This is a genomic window from Sphingomonas sp. Leaf37 (genome assembly GCF_920939475.1).
In the GTDB taxonomy this organism is placed as follows: domain Bacteria; phylum Pseudomonadota; class Alphaproteobacteria; order Sphingomonadales; family Sphingomonadaceae; genus Sphingomonas.
In genome coordinates this window covers 187,428-207,760 of the sequence record NZ_CAKLAX010000005.1, presented here as the reverse complement: position 1 = coordinate 207,760, position 20,333 = coordinate 187,428, and the positions used below count along the sequence as shown (strand labels likewise).

Genomic DNA, 20,333 nt, shown 5'->3' with positions numbered 1-20,333 from the left:
TCTTGGGGAAGTATGGCTGCAGGCGCGCCATCTGCTCATCCGTCAACCAGTACAGGTCGCTCATCCACGCTCTCCTCACGGAGCATGAATCAGATCGCGGCGCTCCCATCAATGGGTCCTGACCCTAGGTCCGCCGGCTGCTGAACGAATGTCTGGTTCTGGATAGCGAAGTGGTGAGGCTGAACGGCGGGAAATGGGTCGTGTCGGCGGGAGCGTCGGGCGGCCGCTCTCGCCCATAGCGGACGTTCAGGACATACGAATTATCGTTGCTCGCCGGGACGGCGGCACGATGGATAGTTGATTGGAAAGGCAAGCGCGCTCCAGTAGCCATCGGCGCCTCTTGTGAGCCTGAGCGAAGACACTGCATCGTAGCTTGGTCGGATACGATCAGCTCGCTGCTGGAGCGCCTGATCACGAAAGCATACATCAACGCCTTTGACGGATGTAGCCAGCACGGTGAAGCTCATCAGCCAGCCACCGTCGCGACTGGTCATCGTCACGCCACTTTTACCCCGGTCGGTTTCGATAAATCCATAATCTTCAGGCGTCCGCTTGCCGGAAGCTCGTCGAGGTCCGGTAGAGTTCGGAAATGAAGTAAGGTCCAGTCTGCGGATCAGCTGATCGATCCCGTCGCCCGTCGTTACAATCGGTGCGGGGATGTGATCATCAACAGCGACACCCAAGGACGTCGCGCACCATCTACGCGCTAGGTCGAAGGCGGTCGACATGCCACCCTGGCGGCGTCGAATTCGACATACGGGCTGACCGACACCGCTATGATCCCTATGATAGTAGACGATAATCCCGGCTCCGCTGCCGCTGTATCGAGCGCGGTAAGCGAGGGGCGATGCCGACCGTGATTGTGTGGTCGGCTGTTCGGCGTTCCAGGGTGTCAGCCCTTCGGCTTCGATCAGCGCATTGGCGAGCGCTTCGGGCTGCGGGATATTCGCATCTAGGCGGGATCGACATTCAGCCTTCCACCTCCCCGGCGGAGGCCTAGTTGGGGGAGGTTAATGATGAGGCGCATTCCTGCGGCACCGAGGCCTTCCCAAATGAGCCCCGGCTTTCGCCAGGAAAGCAGGTTTGTCCACATGCCGTCTCTCGGTTGCATGTCATCGATTCGACGTGAATTGTCATACTCGGGCCGGCGAAAACCCGATGCACTGGTTCAGCAAATCACCATCATGTCGGCGTTGCCGATGCCGCCGGCGCGGACATGACGGAACTCCGGATCTTGTCCGAATGATCGCTTGGCGCCTGCTTCACGCAAGCGCGACGTCGTCAATGTCTCGACCCGCTATTCATCTCGTCGGCCTGCGCGAAGCCCGCCAAAGCGGCGTCCTCGATCAACAGGTCGATCGCCGTCTGCAAGTAACAGGCAATGGGGCTCGGTGCTTCTCGATCCAGGATCGCAAGTGCCTTGATCATATGCAGCAACGCTTCGTCTCGCCCCTGAACCATGTCTGACTTTCCGCCCCGTTTTCGTTACACGGTCGGCTTCGATCCTCGCGGCATTTGCGATGCCGCGTCCGTTCCGCATCGGTAACTTCGCTGTGCTGTCGTGATAGCGGAATACGGCGGCTTTCCAACCTCCCGGCACTGCCACGCGACGCTTCGAGGATCGGCCAGTTCACCGGCTGATGCACGCGTTTCTGGCGGTTTTCGCAAATGTGCTATCTACGGAATGCCCGGACGATGCACGGCGAAGTACGAAGCTTCGTTGACACACGCGATAATGCTATCCTAGGTTTATCGGCCGTTGCGGCCATGTAACACGTCAATAAAAAAGCGCCTGTGCAGAGCGGCTTTTGAGATCGCTTGTCCATGTCATCGAATCACGCCGGACTACTGCCGAAGTCGCAGCCGGAGCTGCGGCTGCTCCACGTCGTTGACACCATGGATCAACTCGAGGGATTGAACGACGGCGGCAACATCGCGGTCGACTTTATGCGCTGGTCCAGACGCGGCATTCATATCGCCTTCGAAGGACGCCAGAGTCCGTCGCTGAGCGTCTGGACGACCGAGACACGCAGCGGGTTCAGGACCCGGCCGAAGCGAGCCGCTGATCTGTTCACCATCCGCTTCGTCAACAATGGCGCAATGTCGCACGATGGTCCCGGCTCCAGCGATATCGTCGTCGGGTTCGACCAGGCGCTGTTCACGTCGTTTGAGGACATGCGCTTCGAATGGGCCTCCCCCGGCTTTTCCTCCATCACCGCCACCGTCAGCCGCGACGTGATGATGAAGGGGTGTCAGGCGCTCGGCGGTTCGGATTCGAACATCCTGCCGCGGTTCGCGACGGTCGTCGATCCCCATACCCCCGCCCTCGCCGCGTTGCGTCGCACGATCGGCCTGCTGCGCGACCGCCCGATGGGGCCGACCGATGAGACCGACCTGATCACGCCCCTGCTGCAGGAAATGCTGGTCTACCAGTTCATCAGCGCCTGGCCGACGATCGGCGGATCGATCGGGTCCAGCAGCGCCGATGTCGCCGACCGGCCCGTCCGTGCCGCCATCGACTATATCGAAGCCAATCTGCGCCGGAAAATCGAGGTCGCGGAGGTCGCGAGCGCTGCCGGGCTCAGCGTGCGACTGTTGCAGCTCGGTTTCAAACGCCGGCTCGGGTGCAGCCCGGTGCAATATCTCATCGGACGCCGCCTCGACCGGGTGCATTCCGAATTGCAGACGTTCGATGGCCTGACCGTGCAACAGGTCGCCCGGGGATGGGGATTTTCCCATATGAGCGATTTCAACCGACGCTATCGCGATCGTTTCGGCCACACGCCGGGCAGGCTCGATTACTCGTGACGGGCTACCCTGAAACTCCGCCAGTTTGAAATTGGTGAGCAGTCGCCTCGTCGAGAAACATCGCGGTTCGTCGTGTACATGGCGCGAGCGAGCATAACTCGCTGCTTCTGTCCCCCTGATAAGATAGGTTCCATATCACCGACTGGAATGTGATACCTTACCGGCATACCTTATTTTTTTGATCTATGCTGGAGGCCCGAGCCGACGCTTCCATTCTAGGCGGGATCGACATTCAGGATTCTCAAATGGGTTGAAGACTGATTCAGAGGCATCCGTGTTGAAGCGCGGAGCGAGTGATGGGGATCAAGCGGTACGAGTTGAGCGAAGCTCAGTGGTCGCGGGTTGCGTCATTGGTTCCAGGCAAGGCGACCGATCCGGGTCGGACGGGCGCAGATAACCGCCTGTTCGTGAACGGATGTTTTTGGGTTCTTCGCTCGGGCGCGCATTGGTGCGATCTGCCGGAACGCTATGGCAAGTGGAAGACGGTGCACCGGCGTTTCAGCCGATGGTGCCATGCAGGCGTCTGGGAGCGCGTGTTCGAGGCGCTGACGGCCGACCGGGACAACCGGTATCTGATGATCGACAGCACCATCGTTCGCACCCACCAGCAGGCAGCGACCGGAAAAGGGGGGCCAAGGATCAGGCGCTGGGGCGTTCCCGAGGTGGACTGACGACCAAGATCCACATGCTCGCCGACACGTTCGGCCGACCCTTGCGGTTCCGCATCACGCCGGGTCAGGCCAGCGACATCGCCTCTGCGCCCGATCTGCTCGAAGGCCAGCGAGCCAAGGCGATACTTGCCGACAAAGCCTATGACGGCAACGACTTGCGCGACCGGATCGCAGGCATGAACGCTGCCGCTGTCATCCCGTCAAAACGCAACCGCAAGGTCGCCATCCCGCACGACGCCAGCATCTACAAACATCGCAATCAGATCGAACGGTGCTTCAGTCGCCTCAAGCATTTCCGTCGCTTCGCTACCCGCTACGACCGACACACCGTCCACTTCACCGGCTTCGTCCACCTCGCCGCCGCCATGATCTGGCTCCGATGAATGTCGATCCCGCCTAGCACCAGCTCCGCCGTCACTCCCTCCGGTTCGAGCACCTTACTATTGTAAGACGTTAGCACCTGAGAACCGCCAGCTAGCATCATCACTACCAATAAGCCGACCATCGTGCATCTCCTTCGCCGATTAGGATAACCGGCTGGTTTGCAGCTTTCATGCAGAAGCCGACTGCAGCCCTTCAAACCTCCGTTCTCGTCACCTAGAGGCTGCTGACCGGCCCTTCGAAGCGGAACGGCGGTTTTTCTCCCAGTTCACGACATTCGTCAGTGGATGGCCGGGGTGGCAAGCTGGTCGTTCGCGCTGATGAACAAGCGTCCGAAGTTGGGGAGCGGGGAAAGTGAACTGAATGTCCACTTGTGGGTCGTCGTCACCAGCAACCGAACGTGGTGTCATCGAAAGCACGAACTTTGGGTAGGGACGTCTGGATCGTCAGCCTCACATAGCTGACTTTCCGAAGTCGCCCATTGCCAACGTTGGACAGCTGACGATCATGTCTCCCGCGATCACTCGATTGCGCGGTTGCATGCCGCCGGGCGCGCGATAAGTGAGCGCGGAAGCCCCGCGTTGCCTGGAGTAAAATGATGAAGCGCTCTCAACGCCTGCGCCTGACTTTCCTGGCCATCGTCTCCGCAGTCCCGTTCGTCGCCTATTCGCAGGAAACGGCGGTTCCTGCTGAGCAGGTACAGGACCTACCGGTCCTCGGTCCCAAGCCCTTTATCTCCTATTTCAAGGCGCTACCTGTTCGCGGAGAACTGTCGACATCCGCCTGGGGCGCGAAAGAGGTTGGCCCGCGTGATCCGGCAAACGGGCTGGAAGATCCGACGCTGACACGTTGGAACTACTGGGACGGGCAGATCCTCAGGGGGTCAGATGGCAAATATCGCATGTTTGCGAGCCGCTGGGATCAAGCGCTCGGACACAAGGCGTGGGGCGGATCGAAGGCGGTGTTGGCGGTCAGCGCCTCCCGCCTTGGACCCTATCGCGACCACGGGTTGATCTGGCCTGACGATCAAGCCGGCCTAGGCCACAATGTGACGGCCCTACGGCTGCCGGATGGTCGCTATGCGGTTGTGATCAGCGAAACGCGCGACGGCACTGTTTTCGTATCCCGCTCGATCGACGGACCGTATCGCAAGCTTGGAACGATCGCGATCAATCAGTCTCGCTATCCGCTGCTCAAGACGCCTGGCGATCGGGTCAACAATCCAGGCACGCTCCCACAACGTCTGTCGAATGCCAGTGTAACGTTGCGCCCTGACGGCGCCTTCCAGATCGTGCCGCGGTCAGGGCAGGTGCTGATTAGCCGTACAGGCATCCTGGGGCCTTACGAGATCATGGGAGACAGCGTCTATTTTGGGTTGGCCGGCATCCCGCAACGCGACATGCGCGCCTATGAAGACCCGGTGGTTTGGTACAGCGGCGGCTGGTATCACATCATCGTCAATCATTGGCGCGAGCGCCGGGCCTACCATCTGCTTTCACGCGATGGGATCACAGGGTGGCGCTTCCAAGGTCTGGCTTACGAACCGGACGCTGACTTTGTGCGCTATGCGAACGGCAGGATCAACCACTGGAACAAGCTTGAGCGGCCTGGCGTCTTGATCGAGGACGGGCACGTCACGGCGATGACCTTTGCGGTCACCGACACGGCCAAGGATACACAGACGGGCAGCAACGGCCATGGCAGCAAGGTCATCGTCGTGCCCTTCGATGGCGCTGCCATGGACCGCGACCTCAGAACTATCGATGGGCAGAAAGCAGTGATCAAGCGCTGATCTGATCCGCAGCCGCGAGTAACTGCAACGTCCACTTTTCCATCCACCTCGCGACATTAGTGACCGGGAAGCCTAGCGCGAAAAGCACCACATCGCGGAGATGAACGAACGACCGAAGTTGGGGAGCGGGGAAGGGGACTTGAATGTCCGGATGTGGGTCCTCGTTCCGGTTCCCGCCCGGCCGATCCCGCGTTTTGCAGCTCATGCATAGGGACTTGCATTTCAAGCTAAGCAACGTGCCGGTTGTCGGGAGATGATCGCCCCGGTGTATGTCCTGTGTGGAGCTGTGTAAGCGGGATCGGCAGGTAATCCGCCACCGCGCCAAATCATCCATTTTCGGCGGGAACCATCCGCCCGCGTGGCGCGGTTGCCCCAGACTTTCCAATCAGGAGTTTCGCATGAGTATCGCTTCGGCACTCGGCCTCGGCGGCCGCAAGGTTCGCTACGCCATCGTCGGTCTCGGCGACATCGCACAAGAGGCGCTCATGCCCGGCGTTTCGCATACGGGCAATTCGACGATCACCGCTCTGGTGTCTGGTGACCCTGAAAAGCTGGAGAAGCTGGGCAAGCGGTATGGCGTGAAGCACCTCTACAGCTACGAGCAATTCTCTGAACTGCTGGCGTCGGGAGAGATCGATGCGATCTATCTCGCCACGCCAAACTGGCGGCATGCCGAGTTTGCGGTGCCGGCGCTGGAGGCGGGCATCCACGTCCTGAGCGAAAAGCCACTTGATGTGTCGCCGGCCAAGGCCCGCGAGATCATGGCTGCGGCGACACGGGGCAGGGCGCAGCTGATGACCGCCTACCGCCTGCACTTCGAGCCTGCGACACTCGATGCGATCCGGCGCATTCGTGCCGGCGAACTGGGTGAGCTGATCGCGTTCACCGCCTGTTTCACGCAGATGGTCGATCCCACCAATCATCGCGCGACGAGCGGGATCGAAGCCGGGCCGCTGTTCGACATGGCGCCCTACCCAATCAATGCGATCCGCTACCTGTTCGGGACGGAGCCGCTGGAGGTCGTTTCGGCCGTGGCCACGCGCCATCCTGAATCGGGCTTCGGCGACTTGGACGACACATTCGCGGTCACGTTACGCATGCCGGGCAGCCGCCTCGCGCAGTTCACCGTCAGCTACTACGCCAATCAGGTCGACATACTTACGATCGCCGGAACCAAGGGATCGATCCAGATGGACCCGGCCTTCGGCTTCGGCCAAGGCTTGGCACATCGGCGTCGGATCGGCGATAAGGACAGCCAGCAGACGTTCAAGGCAACTGATCAGTTCGGTGGCGAGTTGCAGTATTTCTCGGAATGCATCTTGGAGGATCGTAGCCCCGAGCCGGACGGTGAAGAGGGGTTAGCCGACCTGCTTGTGATCGAAGCGATCATCGAGGCGCTGAAGACGAAGCAGCCGGTCAAGGTCGCGTACATCGGGCGGACGAGACGGATCGATCCTGATGTGCAGGAACGAACGTTGCGCGCGATCTCGGCGCCCGACCCCGTCAACGCCTCGTCGCCGACAGGCGATTAATCCCCCTCGTGCCGAAGAAAGGTTCAGCCATGTTCAATGGAGAGCGGGCGCTCGAGCGACACGCGGCGATTGTCACCGGCGCGAGTTCCGGAATCGGCCTTGCCGTGGCCGAGGCGCTTGCAACAGCGGGTGCGGCGGTGGTGGTCAACTATCACTCCGATCGGGAGGCCGCCGACGAGCTGGTCGAGCGCATCGTGGCGCGCGAGGGACGGGCGATCGCCGTGCAGGCTGACGTTTCGGATGAAACGGGTGTCGTGCGCCTGTTCGATACTGCAGCCGAAGCGTTTGGCCGGATCGATGTGCTGGTGTCCAATTCGGGCGTGCAGAAGGATGCGGCAGTGGCGGATATGTCGTTGGCCGACTGGAACACAGTGATCGATATCAACCTGACCGGGCAATTCCTGTGCGCACGCGAGGCGGTCCGCCGCTTCAGCACGCAGCCGCAGGAAGGGCGCCCAGCGCGCAGTGCGGGCACGATCATCGCCATGAGCTCGGTCCATGAGGTCATCCCATGGGCAGGGCATATCAATTACGCGGCGGCCAAGGGCGGCATCCGCATGCTGACCCGATCGCTGGCGCAAGAGGTCGCGGCCGATGGCATTCGAGTCAACGCGATCGCACCGGGCGCCATTCGCACGCCGATCAACAAGGATGCTTGGGACAGCGACGCGGCACTGGAAAACCTGCTGCGGCTGATCCCCTACGGCCGGATCGGCGAACCTGAAGATGTCGCTCGCGCCGCTGTCTGGCTGGCGTCGGACCAAGCGGATTACATCACCGGCACGACCTTGTTCGTGGATGGGGGCATGTCGCTCTACCCCGAATTTCGCGACAATGGATGATCCGCGTGGCGTGCCGCCGCTGCGCAGCATCGGCGATCACGGCATCATCGGCGATCTGGAGACAGCGGCACTGGTCGCATGGGACGGCACGATCGACTATCTGTGCTGGCCATCGCTCGACAGCCCGACGGTGTTCGCCGATCTGCTCGATCGCGACGGTGGAGCGTTCTCGATCCAGCCGGACCTCGACGATCCGGAGGTGATGCAGCTCTACGTTCCGGACACCAACGTGCTGGTGACGCGGTGGATGGCGGAGGAGGGCAGCGCCGAGCTGATCGACCTGATGCCGCATCCCGATGCGCGGGTGCATCCCGATCGCGGCGCACAATGCGTGATCCGGCAGATCAGGGTGACGCGCGGGACGGTGGTGTTCGCCGCGCGATGTGCGCCGCGGTTCGATTACGCCCGCGAAGTGCCGAGGGGATTGGCGGATGCGGGAGGCGTGCGCTTCGACGGGCGCGACCTCACCCTGCGACTGTTCGCGTCGATGCCGCTGGCCTGTGATAGCGGCGACGCGGTCGGACAGTTCAAACTTACGGCTGGGGAAAGCGCCTGGTTCGTGCTTGGCGGCGACACGCTCGTCGCGCCCGACGACGCACAGGTTGCGGCTGAAGTTGCTTCTACCACCGCGGCTTGGCGACGTTGGGCAGGGAAATCTAGCTACAAGGGCCGGTGGCGCGAGCAGGTGCTGCGATCTGCCTTGGCGCTGAAACTGCTAACCTCCGCACGCCATGGATCGATCGCTGCCGCGGCGACCTTCTCTCTGCCGGAGGCGACGGGGGCAGGGCGTAACTGGGACTATCGCGCCACTTGGATTCGTGATGCCTCCTTCACCGTCTATGCGTTCATGCGGCTCGGCTTCCTGAAGGAGGCGGAGCATTTCCGACATTGGGCCGGGCAACGGGTGATGGCGTCCACACCCGACGATCCGATCCGCATCATGTACGCGCTCGATGGGAGCGAAGCGGCGGACGAGCAGGAACTGGCGCATCTGGCGGGCTATGCGGGCAGTCGGCCGGTGCGGATCGGAAACGCTGCGCATGCGCAGAGCCAGCTCGATATCTTCGGCGAGCTGCTAGACAGCGTGTACCTCTCGAACAAGTATGGCGCCGCGATCAGCCATGACGGCTGGCAGCATATCCGCGGCATCGTCGAATATGTGACCGCACATTGGCAGGAGCCCGATGCGGGCATCTGGGAGATGCGGGACAAACCGCGGCACTTCCTGCATTCGCGGGTGATGTGTTGGGTGGCGCTGGACCGGGCCATCCGGCTGGCGAAGAAACGTTCGTTGCCGGCACCGTTGGTTGAATGGGCGGAAACTAGGGACGCAATCGTCGCGGATGTTTGGGCGAATTTCCGTCATCCCGAGCACGGCTATTTCGTCCAGTCGCGCGGCGGCACCCAACTGGATGCCGCACTGCTGATGATGCCGTTGGTGCGGTTCGTGTCGTCGACCGATCCGGTGTGGCTGACGACGCTCGACGCGATTGGCGAGCACCTGCGCGACGACGGCCTGATCTACCGCTATCGCAACGCTGACGGACTCGAGGGTGGTGAAGGCGCGTTTACGACCTGCACCTTCTGGTATGCCGAGTGCCTTGCACGTGCGGGGCGGACCGACGAAGCGCAGATGATCCTGGCCAAGGGGATCGCGTATGCGAACCCGCTCGGCTTGTTTTCGGAAGAGCTGGACCGCCGCGGTCAGCCGCTCGGTAACTTTCCGCAGGCGTTGACCCATCTCGCCTTCATCAGCGCGGCCTATTTTACTGATCGGAGGCTCGATCCCAGCTATCGGCCGAACTGGCAGCCTTGACGGGTCAGAACCGCCGATTGGCATCCTCTTTCGCTTTTGTAGAAGGAGCGAGGGAAGCGACATCTATGCTCGGCTTTCGGAAAGACGGCTGAACGGTGGTCCAGTGACGAAGCCGATCGACACGCGGGCTTCTACTCGTGGGTCACCGCAGCCGTATCACCACGATCCTTCCGGCTCGGCTCGACTGCCGTTTGATGCGTGGGGTTCCTATAATTCGCACCTGCCGAGCTCCACGCCTGTTGGTCGCAAAAGCGCGTACGCGGTCCCCGGTGTGCCGTAAGGCACCAACATGAACGAACGGCGGGAGTACGGTGGCGGGTAAACCTCTCTGGATGACGGATAGTGGGTCGTCTGCGACCAGCACGGGCAGCGCTGATCTGACGACTACCAAGTCTCTTCCTTTATTCGGCGCTGGCGTTCGGTTTCCGCTGCGCTGGTGACTGGATGAGGATGGCCGACCGTCGGAATTTGACCAGCCGGTGCCCAACGCGTGACGATCACGCCCTTCGTGCCGAGTTGCTGGTCGAGAAGACGCAACGCGCCCGGCGGGGTGCCGTCGCCGAACAGGCGCTTGCCGGTCCCGAGCACGACCGGAAAAGTCATAAGCACCAGCTCGTCGATCAGCCCGGCAGCGAGAAGCGGCGGGTAGAGCGTCGACGATCCTTGGATCAGCAAGTCGGGGCCGTCGCTTTCCTTCAGCGCTCCGACAGCAGCTATGTTGCTCAGGCGGTGGCTGTTGGCCCAGTCGAGTGGCTGGTCGCCATGCGTCACGACATGCTTTTCAGCGGCGGTCAGTGCCTCGCCCATGCCAGCCATGTTGCCGTCCACAAAAGGCCAGTACGCCGCGAAAATGTCGTAAGTCCGCCGCCCGAGCAGTAGCGCATAAGGAGGGTCGAACAATCCGCCCAACACCGGATCGATAACATCGTCCCCAATGCCGAACACCCAGCCGCCCTGATCAAACCGGCCGGTCGTGTCCTCGGTCGGTCCCCCGGGCGCCTGCATCACACCATCGAGTGATAAGAACGCCGCGCCGGTCAGCTTACGCATCGATCATTCCTCCGGTGCATATCTTGCCGATCACCATTCTTTACCGAAACACATCGAGCAGCAAGCGAGCGATCCAAGCTTAGGCGCACCTAAATGGACGGCGGGCTTCAAGAAGCCATTTACCGCAGCCGAATGTCTGCAATTGGGCCCACAGGCCAGTGAGTGGCATCAATGATCGCCGAGCGTTAGCGCGGTATCTGACTGCCTGGTGATTAGCGTCGGCTCGATCAGCTGCACATCCGTCGGTGCCTCAGAGCCAAGCTGTGCCAGCAGCTTGTTCGACGCCAAACATCCCATGTCGCGGATCGGCAAGCGTACGGACGTCAGGTTCGGCCAGACGCGTCCTGCCATCGGCAAGTCGTCGAAGCCAATTACAGACAGGTCGCGAGGCAGGTCGAGTGCACGCTCGCGTGCCGCCTGCATGATGCCGATCGCCATGTCATCGTTGAGCGCGAATACGCCGGTGGGCGGGTGCGGCAGGTCGAGCAGGCGATGACCGGCTGTAACGCCGGATTCGAAGGTGTACCCGCCCTCGATGTCGTAATCCTCGCCGACCATGATGTTGTGTTCGGCCAGAGCCGCCAGGAACGCCTGTCCGCGCTCGCGCGACGAGCGATAGCTGGTTGGCCCTCTCACCAGCGCGATGCTGGTATGTCCCAGCCCGAAGAGGCGTTCTGCCGCCTGACGCGCACCGAGATGGTCGTTGCTGACCACCATGACCGCGGGATCATCCAGCGCGGTACAGGCGATGCGGACATAAGGGCAGCCGGTCTCCCGCAGCAGGGCAATGAGCCGCTCGTCTTCGGACAGGGGAGGGGGCAGGATCACGCCGTCGAGCCGCTGGCGTTCGATGAAGCTCCGCACGTCGCCCAACAGGCTCTCGGCATCCCGGCGGCAGGGATGGACGACAAGTTCCATGCCGGCGGGGCGCAGGACGTCGAGGATGCCGAGCTGCATGTTGACGACGTAGGTCGGGCTGGGATTTTCGTATATGAGGCCCACGAGGAACGACCGGCCGAGGGCAAGGCTGCGCGCCTGCGGATTGGGGCTGAAGTGCAGTTCAGCGATAGCGCGGTTGACCCGCTCGATCATCACTGGCTTGACGCTCGGTTCGCAATTGATGACGCGGGATACCGTCTTCTTCGACACGTGAGCCTTTTCGGCGACGTCGTTGATCGTTGCGCGCCGCATGACCGGGGGTCGGCGCGTCTCGTCCTCTGCCACAGCTGCCGTATCCCTTCGTTGACTCCCTCTTAGCGCGTCTGCGTGTGCATCGCCAAACGCTGTCAGTTCGGCGCACCGGACTCCATGCCCAACTGGTACGGCGTAGTCGGGGCCGCGACCGGCGTCGGACGGGCGGGGGGGACGAGCTTCACGGCCTGATCGAGGCCGCGACCGGTGACATTCTCGGCAGCGATCTTGGGCCCCGAAAATACGTTGACGTTGATGCTCGCGATCTCGACTCCCCGCATATTGGCGAGGGTGATGCCGTGGCCGGCGGTGCCGGTGACGTCGCGCAAGGTGAAGCCGTCGAGCGGCTTGTCAGGGTGGATGTTCACCGCCTCCACCAAGATGGGTACGTCCTTCACGCGGATTCGCTCGAAGGTGAAATTACGGACCGTCGGGATGCCGGCGAGACCGGAGACGGGAAACTGGTCCTGCTTGCCACTGTCCAGGAAGTTGAGGCGCAGGAAGCCGTAGCCGGCACCGCTGACATCAAGATCGCGCATCGTGATGTCCTCGATGAACGCGCCGCGACCGGGGCGGCTTTTCAGATAGATCGTAAAGGTGTGGGCGAGGAGGAAGCGGCAGCGTTCTACCAGCACGCGGCGGATGCCACCCGAGGTCTCGCTACCGATGCCGATACAGGCCCAGCGATGGTCGCGGAACACGCTGTCGGTGATCGTCACATCCTCGGTCGGACGCCCGATCGTCGTGCCCTCCATGCCCCGCCCCGATTTCAGCGAGATGCAATCATCGACGGTGTCGAAGTCGCAGCGGTCGATGTGCACGCGCCGGCAGGAATCCACGTCGATGCCATCGGCACGGCCTTTCAACGTCACGCCGCGAAAGATCACGTCGTCGCAGTAGACCGGGTGTACAGCCCACATGTCGTTCTGTTCGCCGGTGACGTCGGTAATGCTCAATCCGCGGACATCGGTGAATTCGAGCAGGGCGGGATGGCGCAGCCCGGTCTTGGCGACGCGCCCCGGTATCGCATCCGATGCGATGATACGCCCCTTGCCGGCGATGCCGACGTTGCGCGCGTCATTCGCCCAGATCAGCGCGATGTAACCGGGTACGAAGCGCCCTTCCCAGCGGACCTGTACGACCGGATAGTCCGACAGGTCGGGCGATCCGAGCAGGGTCGCATCCGCCTCGATCCGCAGCACGGTGTTCGATCCGATGCGCAACGCTCCGGTAAGGTAGCGGCCGCCGGCGACTACGACCTCACCGCCGCCCATCACCGCGCAGCGATCGAGCGCCTGTTGCAATGCGGCCGTATCCTTGGTCGCGCCATCACCCTTGGCGCCCAGCGCTCGCGGATCGATCCGCAGCCCCGTAGCAGGGGGTACGAAGGGAGCAGGCAAGGCCGGCGCTTTGCCCGGCGCGGCCGCCTCGATCCGGGTGGCGATGGCGGCGGCACCGAGGCCGACGGCAGCGATGAAGGTGCGGCGGTCTGTTGTCATGGCAGGCCTCGTCAGCGGAAGGGGATGGGCGTGATGGGGTCGCGAGCCGCGCGCACGACGATGCGGGGGCGGGCAGGGGCCAGTTTGGCCAAGCCTGCCGCGTCGAGCGGTTCGCCAATGGCATTTTCTGGATTGACCAGCGCCAACCGGTCGCCGAGCGCCGCCATCAGGTCGGGCAGGTCGTAGCGCGCAAGAACACCGGGCAGATTGACCTCCGCCATGTCGCGAGAAATCGGCCTTTCGACGAACTCGCGATAGCGGGTGATCGCCGCGTCGCTGATCACGCCCGCCACCCGTCCGTCGAGGACGCCCACGTGCAGTGCGACCGGTCCCAGCGCACCGCTCCCCTGGACGACGATGCGTCCGGCCTCCGGCCTTCTCGCGAGCCAGTTCAGCGCCGCCAGGGCGTCGTCGGTGCGCATGCCGACCGGCGTTCGGCCGACCAGCAAGGCGCGCAGCGATAATAGTGTCCAGTCGCCAGTCAGCGGAGATTTCAATTCCTCCGTGCCGCCCGCACCGCGTGGCTCGATCGCTAGGACGTTCCATCCCGCCTTCGTCCAGGCATCGATCGTCGCCTGTGGTTGGGCGGCGAGCAACAGCAGCGTCGGCCGCTTACCTGCCGATGCATTTCGGACGTAGCGGCCATCGACACGAAGACCGGGTGCCGCGTCGAAGGACAGCGGTGCGGCGATATGCTGCCCTACCGGTACGTCCGCGCCGAGAGTCATCACAGGCGGCGCCGCTCCCGCTGATACCGTGATCCGCGCGATGTCGCGGAGCGCAGTAGCGAGTGCGTTATCGGTCGGTCGCGGCGTGGCCAGCGCCTCTGCCGCGATCATCTGTTGCAGCTTGGCACCGCCGACCGCGCCCCCGGCCACCAGGAGCCTGGCCGGATCGCCGATCGGTTCGGGTCGATAGGCACGTTCGGCGGCATCGCCCTTCAGCGTCCGGCTGAAGAAGCCGACGATCCGGGGCATGATCGGGCCGAGATTGCCATGGCCGCCCGGCCCCTCGATCATGGTGATCCCGTCGGGCGCTCCTGATGCGGTATAGAAGCGCCGCGCCTCGGCATAAGCGGCGCGCGCGCCGGCGATCGGGAACATGTCCGCCTGCGTCGATATGACCGCAAACGGACGAGGCGCGACCGCCTCCACCCAGTCGGCGAGATCGAGACCGCGCTCGAGGAAGAAGGGAATGGATTGTTCGCCGTCCTGCGGGCCGGGGCCGCCCGCGCCGAGCAGATGCGCGTAATCGTTGACGTAGCAGCCGACCGCCGTCGCCCGCACGCGCGGATCGAGCGCGGCAAGATAGGCGGTGATGGTGCCTCCGCCGGAACAGCCGAACGCGCCGATCCGCGCATCGTCCACGTCGGGCCGCGACATCAAATAATCGATGCCGCGCACCGCATCCTGGATGAAGAAGCGCGATACGTGACCGCCGGTCGGCAGCGCCTGTTCGAAGCTCATGCTGTGCTCGCCGGTCGGCCGCCCGACCTTGGATGCGCCGATCGCCGGGTCGTAATGCTGCAGCCGTTCGCCTTCGCCGACGATGTCGATCGACAGGACGAGGAAGCCGGCCCGCGCGAAATGCGCTGCGAGGGGATGATCGCCGATCTTGCCGTCGACGCCATGGCCGGGCTGCACGATGATGGCGGGGAAGGGGCCCTTGCCCGGTGGGCGATAGACGATCGCCGAGACGCGATAGTTCGGCAGGCTCTCGTACCAAAGCCTCTCGAACGTATAGCCGTCACCAGCCCCCCGTCCGGTTACCTTGGAGACCACGGGACCGGCATGGGTTTCGAGCCGGATCAGGTCGGCGAGCTTCGCGCGGACGAGAACCTGCCGCTCGCGTGCCTGCTCGGGCGTCGCGATCCCTGCCATCGTCGCCGCGCGCGCCTGCGCCTGCCGGGCCGCCTCTGCGGTGAGATAGGCGATCAGTCGATCGCGGGCGGTCTGCTGCGCCCCCAGGGGTGCCGCTCCGGCGAGCAGCGCGGCGGCGAATATAATACGAACCATGGCGCTCATCCCGATATGTCCGCCGCTTTGGCGACGCCACCCGGTGTCGGTCCAGCGACGGCGACACCGTTTCGGCGGACGTTGTCGTAACGCAGTCCCTCGACCCGGGAGACGATGTCCGGTTCCGCCGCGCGGATCACGGCGGTGTCGCGCAGCAGGATGTTGCGGATCGGCGCACCTACGAACCCTTGCAGATCGAGCATGCGCTGGCAGCGTCCGACCAGCAGCCGCTCGATGCTCAGCGTATCGAAGACGGGCGTGAAATCGCCCTTGGCGCCCTCGCCGTAGTTGTAGTCGATCGTGATCGCGGCACGCGCGACCTGCCCGACCGTGACATCACGAACGTGGATGTTCTCCAACCGTCCGCCCCGCGCGGCGTTGTTCTTGAAGCGCAGCGCGGTGTTGAGATTCGGGCTGTCCATCCGGCACCGTTCGACAAAGACGTTGCGGACGCCGCCGGTGATCTCGCTGCCCAGTGTCACGCCGCCATGGCCGTCGGCCATCGTGCAGCCGGCAACCATGATATTCTCCGAGGGCACGCCTAGTCGCCGGCCATCGGCGTTGCGGCCGGACTTGATCGCGATGCAATCATCGCCGGTATCGAACAGGCAATCCTCGATCAGCACGTCGCGGCAGCTTTCCGGATCGCAGCCGTCGTTGTTGGGACCGTGGCTCGATATCGTCACCCGCCGGACGGTCACGTTGCTGCATTCGACCGGATGGATTTCCCACATCGGGGATCGCAGAATGGTGACGCCTTCGATCAGGACGTTGTGACAGCGATAAGGCTGGATGAACTGCGGCCGGATCGTCGCGTCGGGCCCGAATATCCGCCGCGCGACCGGGACATTCTCCTCCGCCAGCCGTCGCAGTCGCGCACCCGAGGATTCTCCCGCGCCCGACTGTCGCCGCGCCCAATGCCACCAATGATCCGGCCCCGCCTGGCCATCCAGCACGCCGCTGCCGGTGATCGCGATGTTTTCCGCACCATAAGCGTAGATGAAGGGCGAAATGCCCATCAGTTCATTGCCTTCCATGCGGGTCAACACCGGTGGGAAGTACAGCGTGGGATCATGAGCGAAGCGTACGATGGTATCATCGGCGACATGAAGTTCGACGTTCGATTGCAGATGGATCGGGCCGGTCAGCCACACGCCGTCATTCAGCACCACGGTCCCGCCGCCCGGTGCGCGTGACGCCGCCTGAATCGCCCGGGCGATCGGTACCGTCGCCAGCGTTCGCCCATCGGCCACGCCGCCGAACTGCCGCGGGCTAAACCGGTTGCCCGGTGGGAACGACGGCGGGCGAATTCGCGATCGAATACGAGCCGCCAGCGCCCAGGGATCGTCACCGCTTCGCGGCATAGTAGCGGCGCAGGCGATGGATGCCGTCGCCGCGCCGGCGCTGCCGATCAGCGCCCGGCGGGTCAGCCCCAGTGCGGATGTGTGCATTGGTGCCGCTCCTCAGAAGCTGTAGCGGACGCCTGCGTAGAACTGTCGCCCGCTCTGAAAGTAATCCTGCACGCGTTCGGCGACGGAGTCCGAATAGGAGATCGTCGGTTCGTTGGTGAGGTTGATCCCTTCGAGGCTGAACGTCAGGCTCTTGCCGATCCGATAGGACAGCGAGAAATCGACGTACGTGGCCGCCGTGTTGCCGGCGACGTCGGTGTTGTAGCTTGCAGGCACCGCCGTCAGGTATTTGTCGCGGTAGTTGCCTGACACTCGCGCCTGGAACGGGCCCTGTTCGTAGTAGATCGTGGCGTTGAAGGCGTTTTTCGACAGGTTGAGCAACGGTTGGGAGACGACGGCCGAGGCGCCGCTGGTCGCGCTGACAAAATAGTCGATGTCGGAATCGACGTACGTGTAGTTCGCTAGAATGCCGAAGTTGGAGAGGAACGACGGCAGGAAGGTGAGGGCCTGCTGGTAATTGAGTTCCAGCCCCTTCAGCGGCCCACCGGGCGTGTTCACCACGTTCGAAATCTGGAACAGGTCGCCGCTGGTCACGCCGGTGCCTGCGAGCAGCGAGTCGGGCAAGCCGGTGCTGGAGAACGGCGCCGATGTCGTTATGTTCTGCACATAGGTCGAGATGTCCTTGTAGAACACGCCTGCCGACAGGACCGCACCACGGGCGGGGTACCATTCCACCGCGAAATCGACGGTTTTCGCGCGATAGGGTTCGAGCTGCGGATTGCCTGTCGTCACCGCGCGCGACGCGCCGGCGACAGATACATTCGTTGCCGCCGAGATGCTGCCAAGCCCCGGGCGGGCCATGACCTTCGCCAGCCCGAAGCGCACCAGCAGCGTGTCGGTGGGCTCGACTACTAGATTGAGCGACGGCAGGTCGTCGTCATACGACCGCCCGACGACGGTCCATTCGAATCCACTCGGGTTCACCGTGGTAGGCACGGTCGCGTAAAAACCGGATTCCTGTTTGGTGTGGACGCGGCGGTAACCGACGTCGCCGCGCACCGGTACGCCGCCGATGTCGAACTTGAAGGCCGCTTGGACGTAACCGCCGGTATCGTCCTCGCTGACCGTGCGATTGTCGCCACGCGCGCTCGCCGTGGTTTCCGACAGCAGGAAGCGACCCGAGTTGCCGAACACGCCATAGGCGGAGGCGATCGCATCGCTGTTCGGCGACAGCCAGCAGCGATCCGTGCCGGCGGGCAGATTCAGCCCGCGCAGGCCGCAATATTGTTCGGTGACCGAAGCCAAGCTGGTTCCGGCGGGCAGGTTGGGGATGTTGCCCTCGCCCGACGCGAAACGCTGGCCGCGACCGATGAATTCATAGCTCTTGCGCTGGAACCCGGCGGTCAGCGTCAGCATATCGTTGACGCGGAACGAGAAATCGGCCTGCCCGGTCTTGTAAATATTGTCGTTGAAGTTGGGGCGCAGGCGAATTTCCGGGCCGCTCGCACCAGTGCCGCCGCCGGGTGCGATCCGCGATTGCCCCAGATACCACTGATTTGCATTGGTGACATCGAAGCCATAGTTGATCGCCGGAAAGTTCATCCCGGACGTTCGCATGTCGTAGGAATAGCCGTCGGCGTTCTGTCGATCGATTTGGGTAATGTAGTCGACCGCGTTGTTGAAGTCGTTCTTGACGTAACCGCCGAGCAGGCTGACCTTGAACCGGTCGCTGAACTCATGTTCGGCATTCAAGGTATATTGCTGGAAGACCGTTGAGTATCGATCGACATAGTTTTCCGAACGCACGTCGACGTTGTCGAGCGCCATGTAGGTCGCCGTGCCGTTCTCATCGACTGCGATATCGCGTACGACGACCTCGGGCTTGCCGCCCGTCGATGCGGGTCGGCTGAGCGAGATGGATTCGAGCTGACGTTCGTTCCTGGTCGCCCGGAAGCGGCTGATGAGCCCGTCCAGCGTGATCGTCGTCGCCGGTTCGGGGCGCCATTGAAGCGATCCCGTGATGCCCAGCCGCTGCGTTTTCTGGCGGTAATCCTGGTAGCGCAGGAAGCGCGGGTATCGTGTGTTGACGTTGCTCGCCAGCGCATAAGCGGCGGGATTGGTGCCGGCGCAGAGGCTGGCGTTGGTCGCCGGGTTGCAGAAGCCGCCATCGGCGTTGCCCTGCTGCCATCCGACGGTCGAGACGCCGTTCTGGATCAGGTTGCGTTCGGAGAAGGCGATCGACGATGCGATGCCGATCTCGCCGATGCCGGTATCCCAGCGGTTGCTGCCGAGGATCGCGAACCGTGGGTCCAGCGAGTGCGACAGGTCGTTGTACCCGCCCTGTGCGGAGACCGCGAGCACCTGCCCCTTCGAATCGAACGGCCGGCCGGTATGCAGGTCGACTGTCGCGCCGAGTGATCCTTCCTCTACGTTGGCAGAAGGCGTCTTGCGCACATCGATCTGGTTGAACAGCTCGGATGCGAAGACGTTGAAATCGAAACCGCGGCCGCGGTTGGACCCGGTCGTTGCCTGCGCCTCGATGCCGTTGATGCGGACGCGCGTGAAATCCGGGCCGAGGCCACGGACGGAGATGTTGCGGCCTTCGCCGCCGTCGCGCGTAATCGTAACGCCGGGAACACGCTGGATCGATTCGGCGAGATTGTTGTCGGGAAATTTCGCGATATCTTCGGCGACGATGCTGTCGACCACGGAGTTGCTGTTGCGCTTGACGTCGAGCGCCCGTTCGAGGCTGCCGCGGAAGCCGGTGACGACGATATCTTCGCCGGTCGTAGTATCTTCACCGACCACCGCAGGCTCGACCTGCTGGGGGGTCTGTACCGCGGGATCGGCCGCGGGCGCCACTTGCGCGTCGGCCGCGGACAGCGCGAAGGCAACGAACCCGGTGGCGCCAAGCAGGCGCGATTTGTGCATGTACATTGTGCCTCTCCATTCACAACAGACTTGGTCGGCTGCCTGCTTGCCGTTGCTGCAGGTTCTGTTTGACACCGGTGTCTTTCATTGTTGGTCCGACAAAAGTCCACCGGTGTCAAATGGAAATGTCAGCAAGGCTTACGTGCGTCCAGACTGGACTGACGTGGTTACCCTATTGCTTCGGTTGAGAAGGGTAGGTGACTGCACACTGCAGCAGCGTCGCCGCTCCGCCTCGGCAGGAACGGATCTTATGAAGGCTGGCAACGACGCGAACATTAAGTACGATCGTCCCGAAAGAGCCAAGGTCCGCCTGTCTGCCGTGTTTCCGCCAGATACCAAAACTTTCGTCCTACGGACTTTGAGGGTGGTCATAGACCTAAAACGCAATTCAGATGC

13 protein-coding genes are annotated in these 20,333 nt (G+C 63.0%); 6 read left to right on the top strand and 7 right to left on the bottom strand.

Going from position 1 to position 20,333, the window contains the following annotated elements; all coding sequences use genetic code 11:
- Window positions 1-260 precede the first annotated feature (260 nt).
- Window positions 261-728: a hypothetical protein gene (locus LRA87_RS17175; protein WP_230781916.1), complete on the bottom strand. Its 468-nt coding sequence runs from the start codon at window positions 726-728 to the stop codon at window positions 261-263.
- A gap of 1,096 nt (window positions 729-1,824) precedes the next feature.
- Here LRA87_RS17175 and LRA87_RS17170 point away from each other — a divergent pair.
- From LRA87_RS17170 to LRA87_RS17145, 6 genes are all read left to right on the top strand, one after another.
- A complete protein-coding gene (locus LRA87_RS17170) occupies window positions 1,825-2,808 on the top strand; it encodes a helix-turn-helix domain-containing protein (RefSeq protein WP_230781914.1) in 984 nt (327 codons plus the stop codon).
- A 302-nt stretch (window positions 2,809-3,110) separates the two neighbouring features.
- Window positions 3,111-3,862 (top strand): IS5 family transposase gene (locus tag LRA87_RS17165; RefSeq protein WP_443024904.1). Its coding sequence is split into 2 segments (ribosomal slippage): window positions 3,111-3,441 and window positions 3,441-3,862, totalling 753 coding nucleotides; the frame shifts between segments, so codons are not numbered across the junction.
- A 593-nt stretch (window positions 3,863-4,455) separates the two neighbouring features.
- Window positions 4,456-5,652: a glycoside hydrolase family protein gene (locus LRA87_RS17160; protein ID WP_230781912.1), complete on the top strand. Its 1,197-nt coding sequence runs from the start codon at window positions 4,456-4,458 to the stop codon at window positions 5,650-5,652.
- 398 nt (window positions 5,653-6,050) lie between these two features.
- Window positions 6,051-7,184: a Gfo/Idh/MocA family protein gene (locus LRA87_RS17155; protein WP_230781910.1), complete on the top strand. Its 1,134-nt coding sequence runs from the start codon at window positions 6,051-6,053 to the stop codon at window positions 7,182-7,184.
- A gap of 8 nt (window positions 7,185-7,192) precedes the next feature.
- A complete protein-coding gene (gene fabG, locus LRA87_RS17150) occupies window positions 7,193-8,026 on the top strand; it encodes a 3-oxoacyl-ACP reductase FabG (protein WP_230781908.1) in 834 nt (277 codons plus the stop codon).
- Window positions 8,019-9,842, top strand: a complete 1,824-nt coding sequence (locus tag LRA87_RS17145) for a glycoside hydrolase family 15 protein (RefSeq protein WP_230781906.1) — start codon at window positions 8,019-8,021, stop codon at window positions 9,840-9,842. The genes fabG and LRA87_RS17145 overlap by 8 nt, the downstream gene beginning before the upstream one ends.
- A 384-nt stretch (window positions 9,843-10,226) precedes the next feature.
- Here the strand turns inward: LRA87_RS17145 and LRA87_RS17140 are convergent, their stop codons facing one another.
- From LRA87_RS17140 to LRA87_RS17115, 6 genes are all read right to left on the bottom strand, one after another.
- Window positions 10,227-10,892 (bottom strand): dihydrofolate reductase family protein, encoded by a 666-nt coding sequence (locus LRA87_RS17140; protein ID WP_230781904.1) that lies wholly within the window; start codon window positions 10,890-10,892, stop codon window positions 10,227-10,229.
- A 168-nt stretch (window positions 10,893-11,060) separates the two neighbouring features.
- Window positions 11,061-12,083 (bottom strand): LacI family DNA-binding transcriptional regulator, encoded by a 1,023-nt coding sequence (locus LRA87_RS17135; protein ID WP_230781902.1) that lies wholly within the window; start codon window positions 12,081-12,083, stop codon window positions 11,061-11,063.
- 95 nt (window positions 12,084-12,178) lie between these two features.
- Window positions 12,179-13,582 (bottom strand): glycoside hydrolase family 28 protein, encoded by a 1,404-nt coding sequence (locus LRA87_RS17130; protein ID WP_230781900.1) that lies wholly within the window; start codon window positions 13,580-13,582, stop codon window positions 12,179-12,181.
- Between the two features lie 11 nt (window positions 13,583-13,593).
- A complete protein-coding gene (locus tag LRA87_RS17125; RefSeq protein ID WP_230781898.1) occupies window positions 13,594-15,597 on the bottom strand; it encodes an alpha/beta hydrolase family protein in 2,004 nt (667 codons plus the stop codon).
- Window positions 15,598-15,602: 5 nt separating this feature from the next.
- Window positions 15,603-17,048 (bottom strand): glycoside hydrolase family 28 protein, encoded by a 1,446-nt coding sequence (locus tag LRA87_RS17120; protein WP_230781896.1) that lies wholly within the window; start codon window positions 17,046-17,048, stop codon window positions 15,603-15,605.
- A 12-nt stretch (window positions 17,049-17,060) separates the two neighbouring features.
- Window positions 17,061-19,943, bottom strand: a complete 2,883-nt coding sequence (locus LRA87_RS17115) for a TonB-dependent receptor (RefSeq protein WP_230781894.1) — start codon at window positions 19,941-19,943, stop codon at window positions 17,061-17,063.
- Between the last annotated feature and the right edge of the window lie 390 nt (window positions 19,944-20,333).

Excerpts from the sequence above, each read along its gene's own strand:
- LRA87_RS17120 (WP_230781896.1), bottom strand. The coding sequence starts at position 17,048 with ATGCACACATCCGCACTGGGGCTGACCCGCCGGGCGCTGATCGGCAGC.
- LRA87_RS17125 (WP_230781898.1), bottom strand. The coding sequence starts at position 15,597 with ATGGTTCGTATTATATTCGCCGCCGCGCTGCTCGCCGGAGCGGCACCC.
- LRA87_RS17160 (WP_230781912.1), top strand. The coding sequence starts at position 4,456 with ATGATGAAGCGCTCTCAACGCCTGCGCCTGACTTTCCTGGCCATCGTC.
- LRA87_RS17145 (WP_230781906.1), top strand. The coding sequence starts at position 8,019 with ATGGATGATCCGCGTGGCGTGCCGCCGCTGCGCAGCATCGGCGATCAC.
- LRA87_RS17140 (WP_230781904.1), bottom strand. The coding sequence starts at position 10,892 with ATGCGTAAGCTGACCGGCGCGGCGTTCTTATCACTCGATGGTGTGATG.
- LRA87_RS17170 (WP_230781914.1), top strand. The coding sequence starts at position 1,825 with ATGTCATCGAATCACGCCGGACTACTGCCGAAGTCGCAGCCGGAGCTG.
- LRA87_RS17175 (WP_230781916.1), bottom strand. The coding sequence starts at position 728 with ATGTCGACCGCCTTCGACCTAGCGCGTAGATGGTGCGCGACGTCCTTG.
- LRA87_RS17130 (WP_230781900.1), bottom strand. The coding sequence starts at position 13,582 with ATGACAACAGACCGCCGCACCTTCATCGCTGCCGTCGGCCTCGGTGCC.
- LRA87_RS17115 (WP_230781894.1), bottom strand. The coding sequence starts at position 19,943 with ATGTACATGCACAAATCGCGCCTGCTTGGCGCCACCGGGTTCGTTGCC.
- LRA87_RS17155 (WP_230781910.1), top strand. The coding sequence starts at position 6,051 with ATGAGTATCGCTTCGGCACTCGGCCTCGGCGGCCGCAAGGTTCGCTAC.
- LRA87_RS17135 (WP_230781902.1), bottom strand. The coding sequence starts at position 12,083 with ATGCGGCGCGCAACGATCAACGACGTCGCCGAAAAGGCTCACGTGTCG.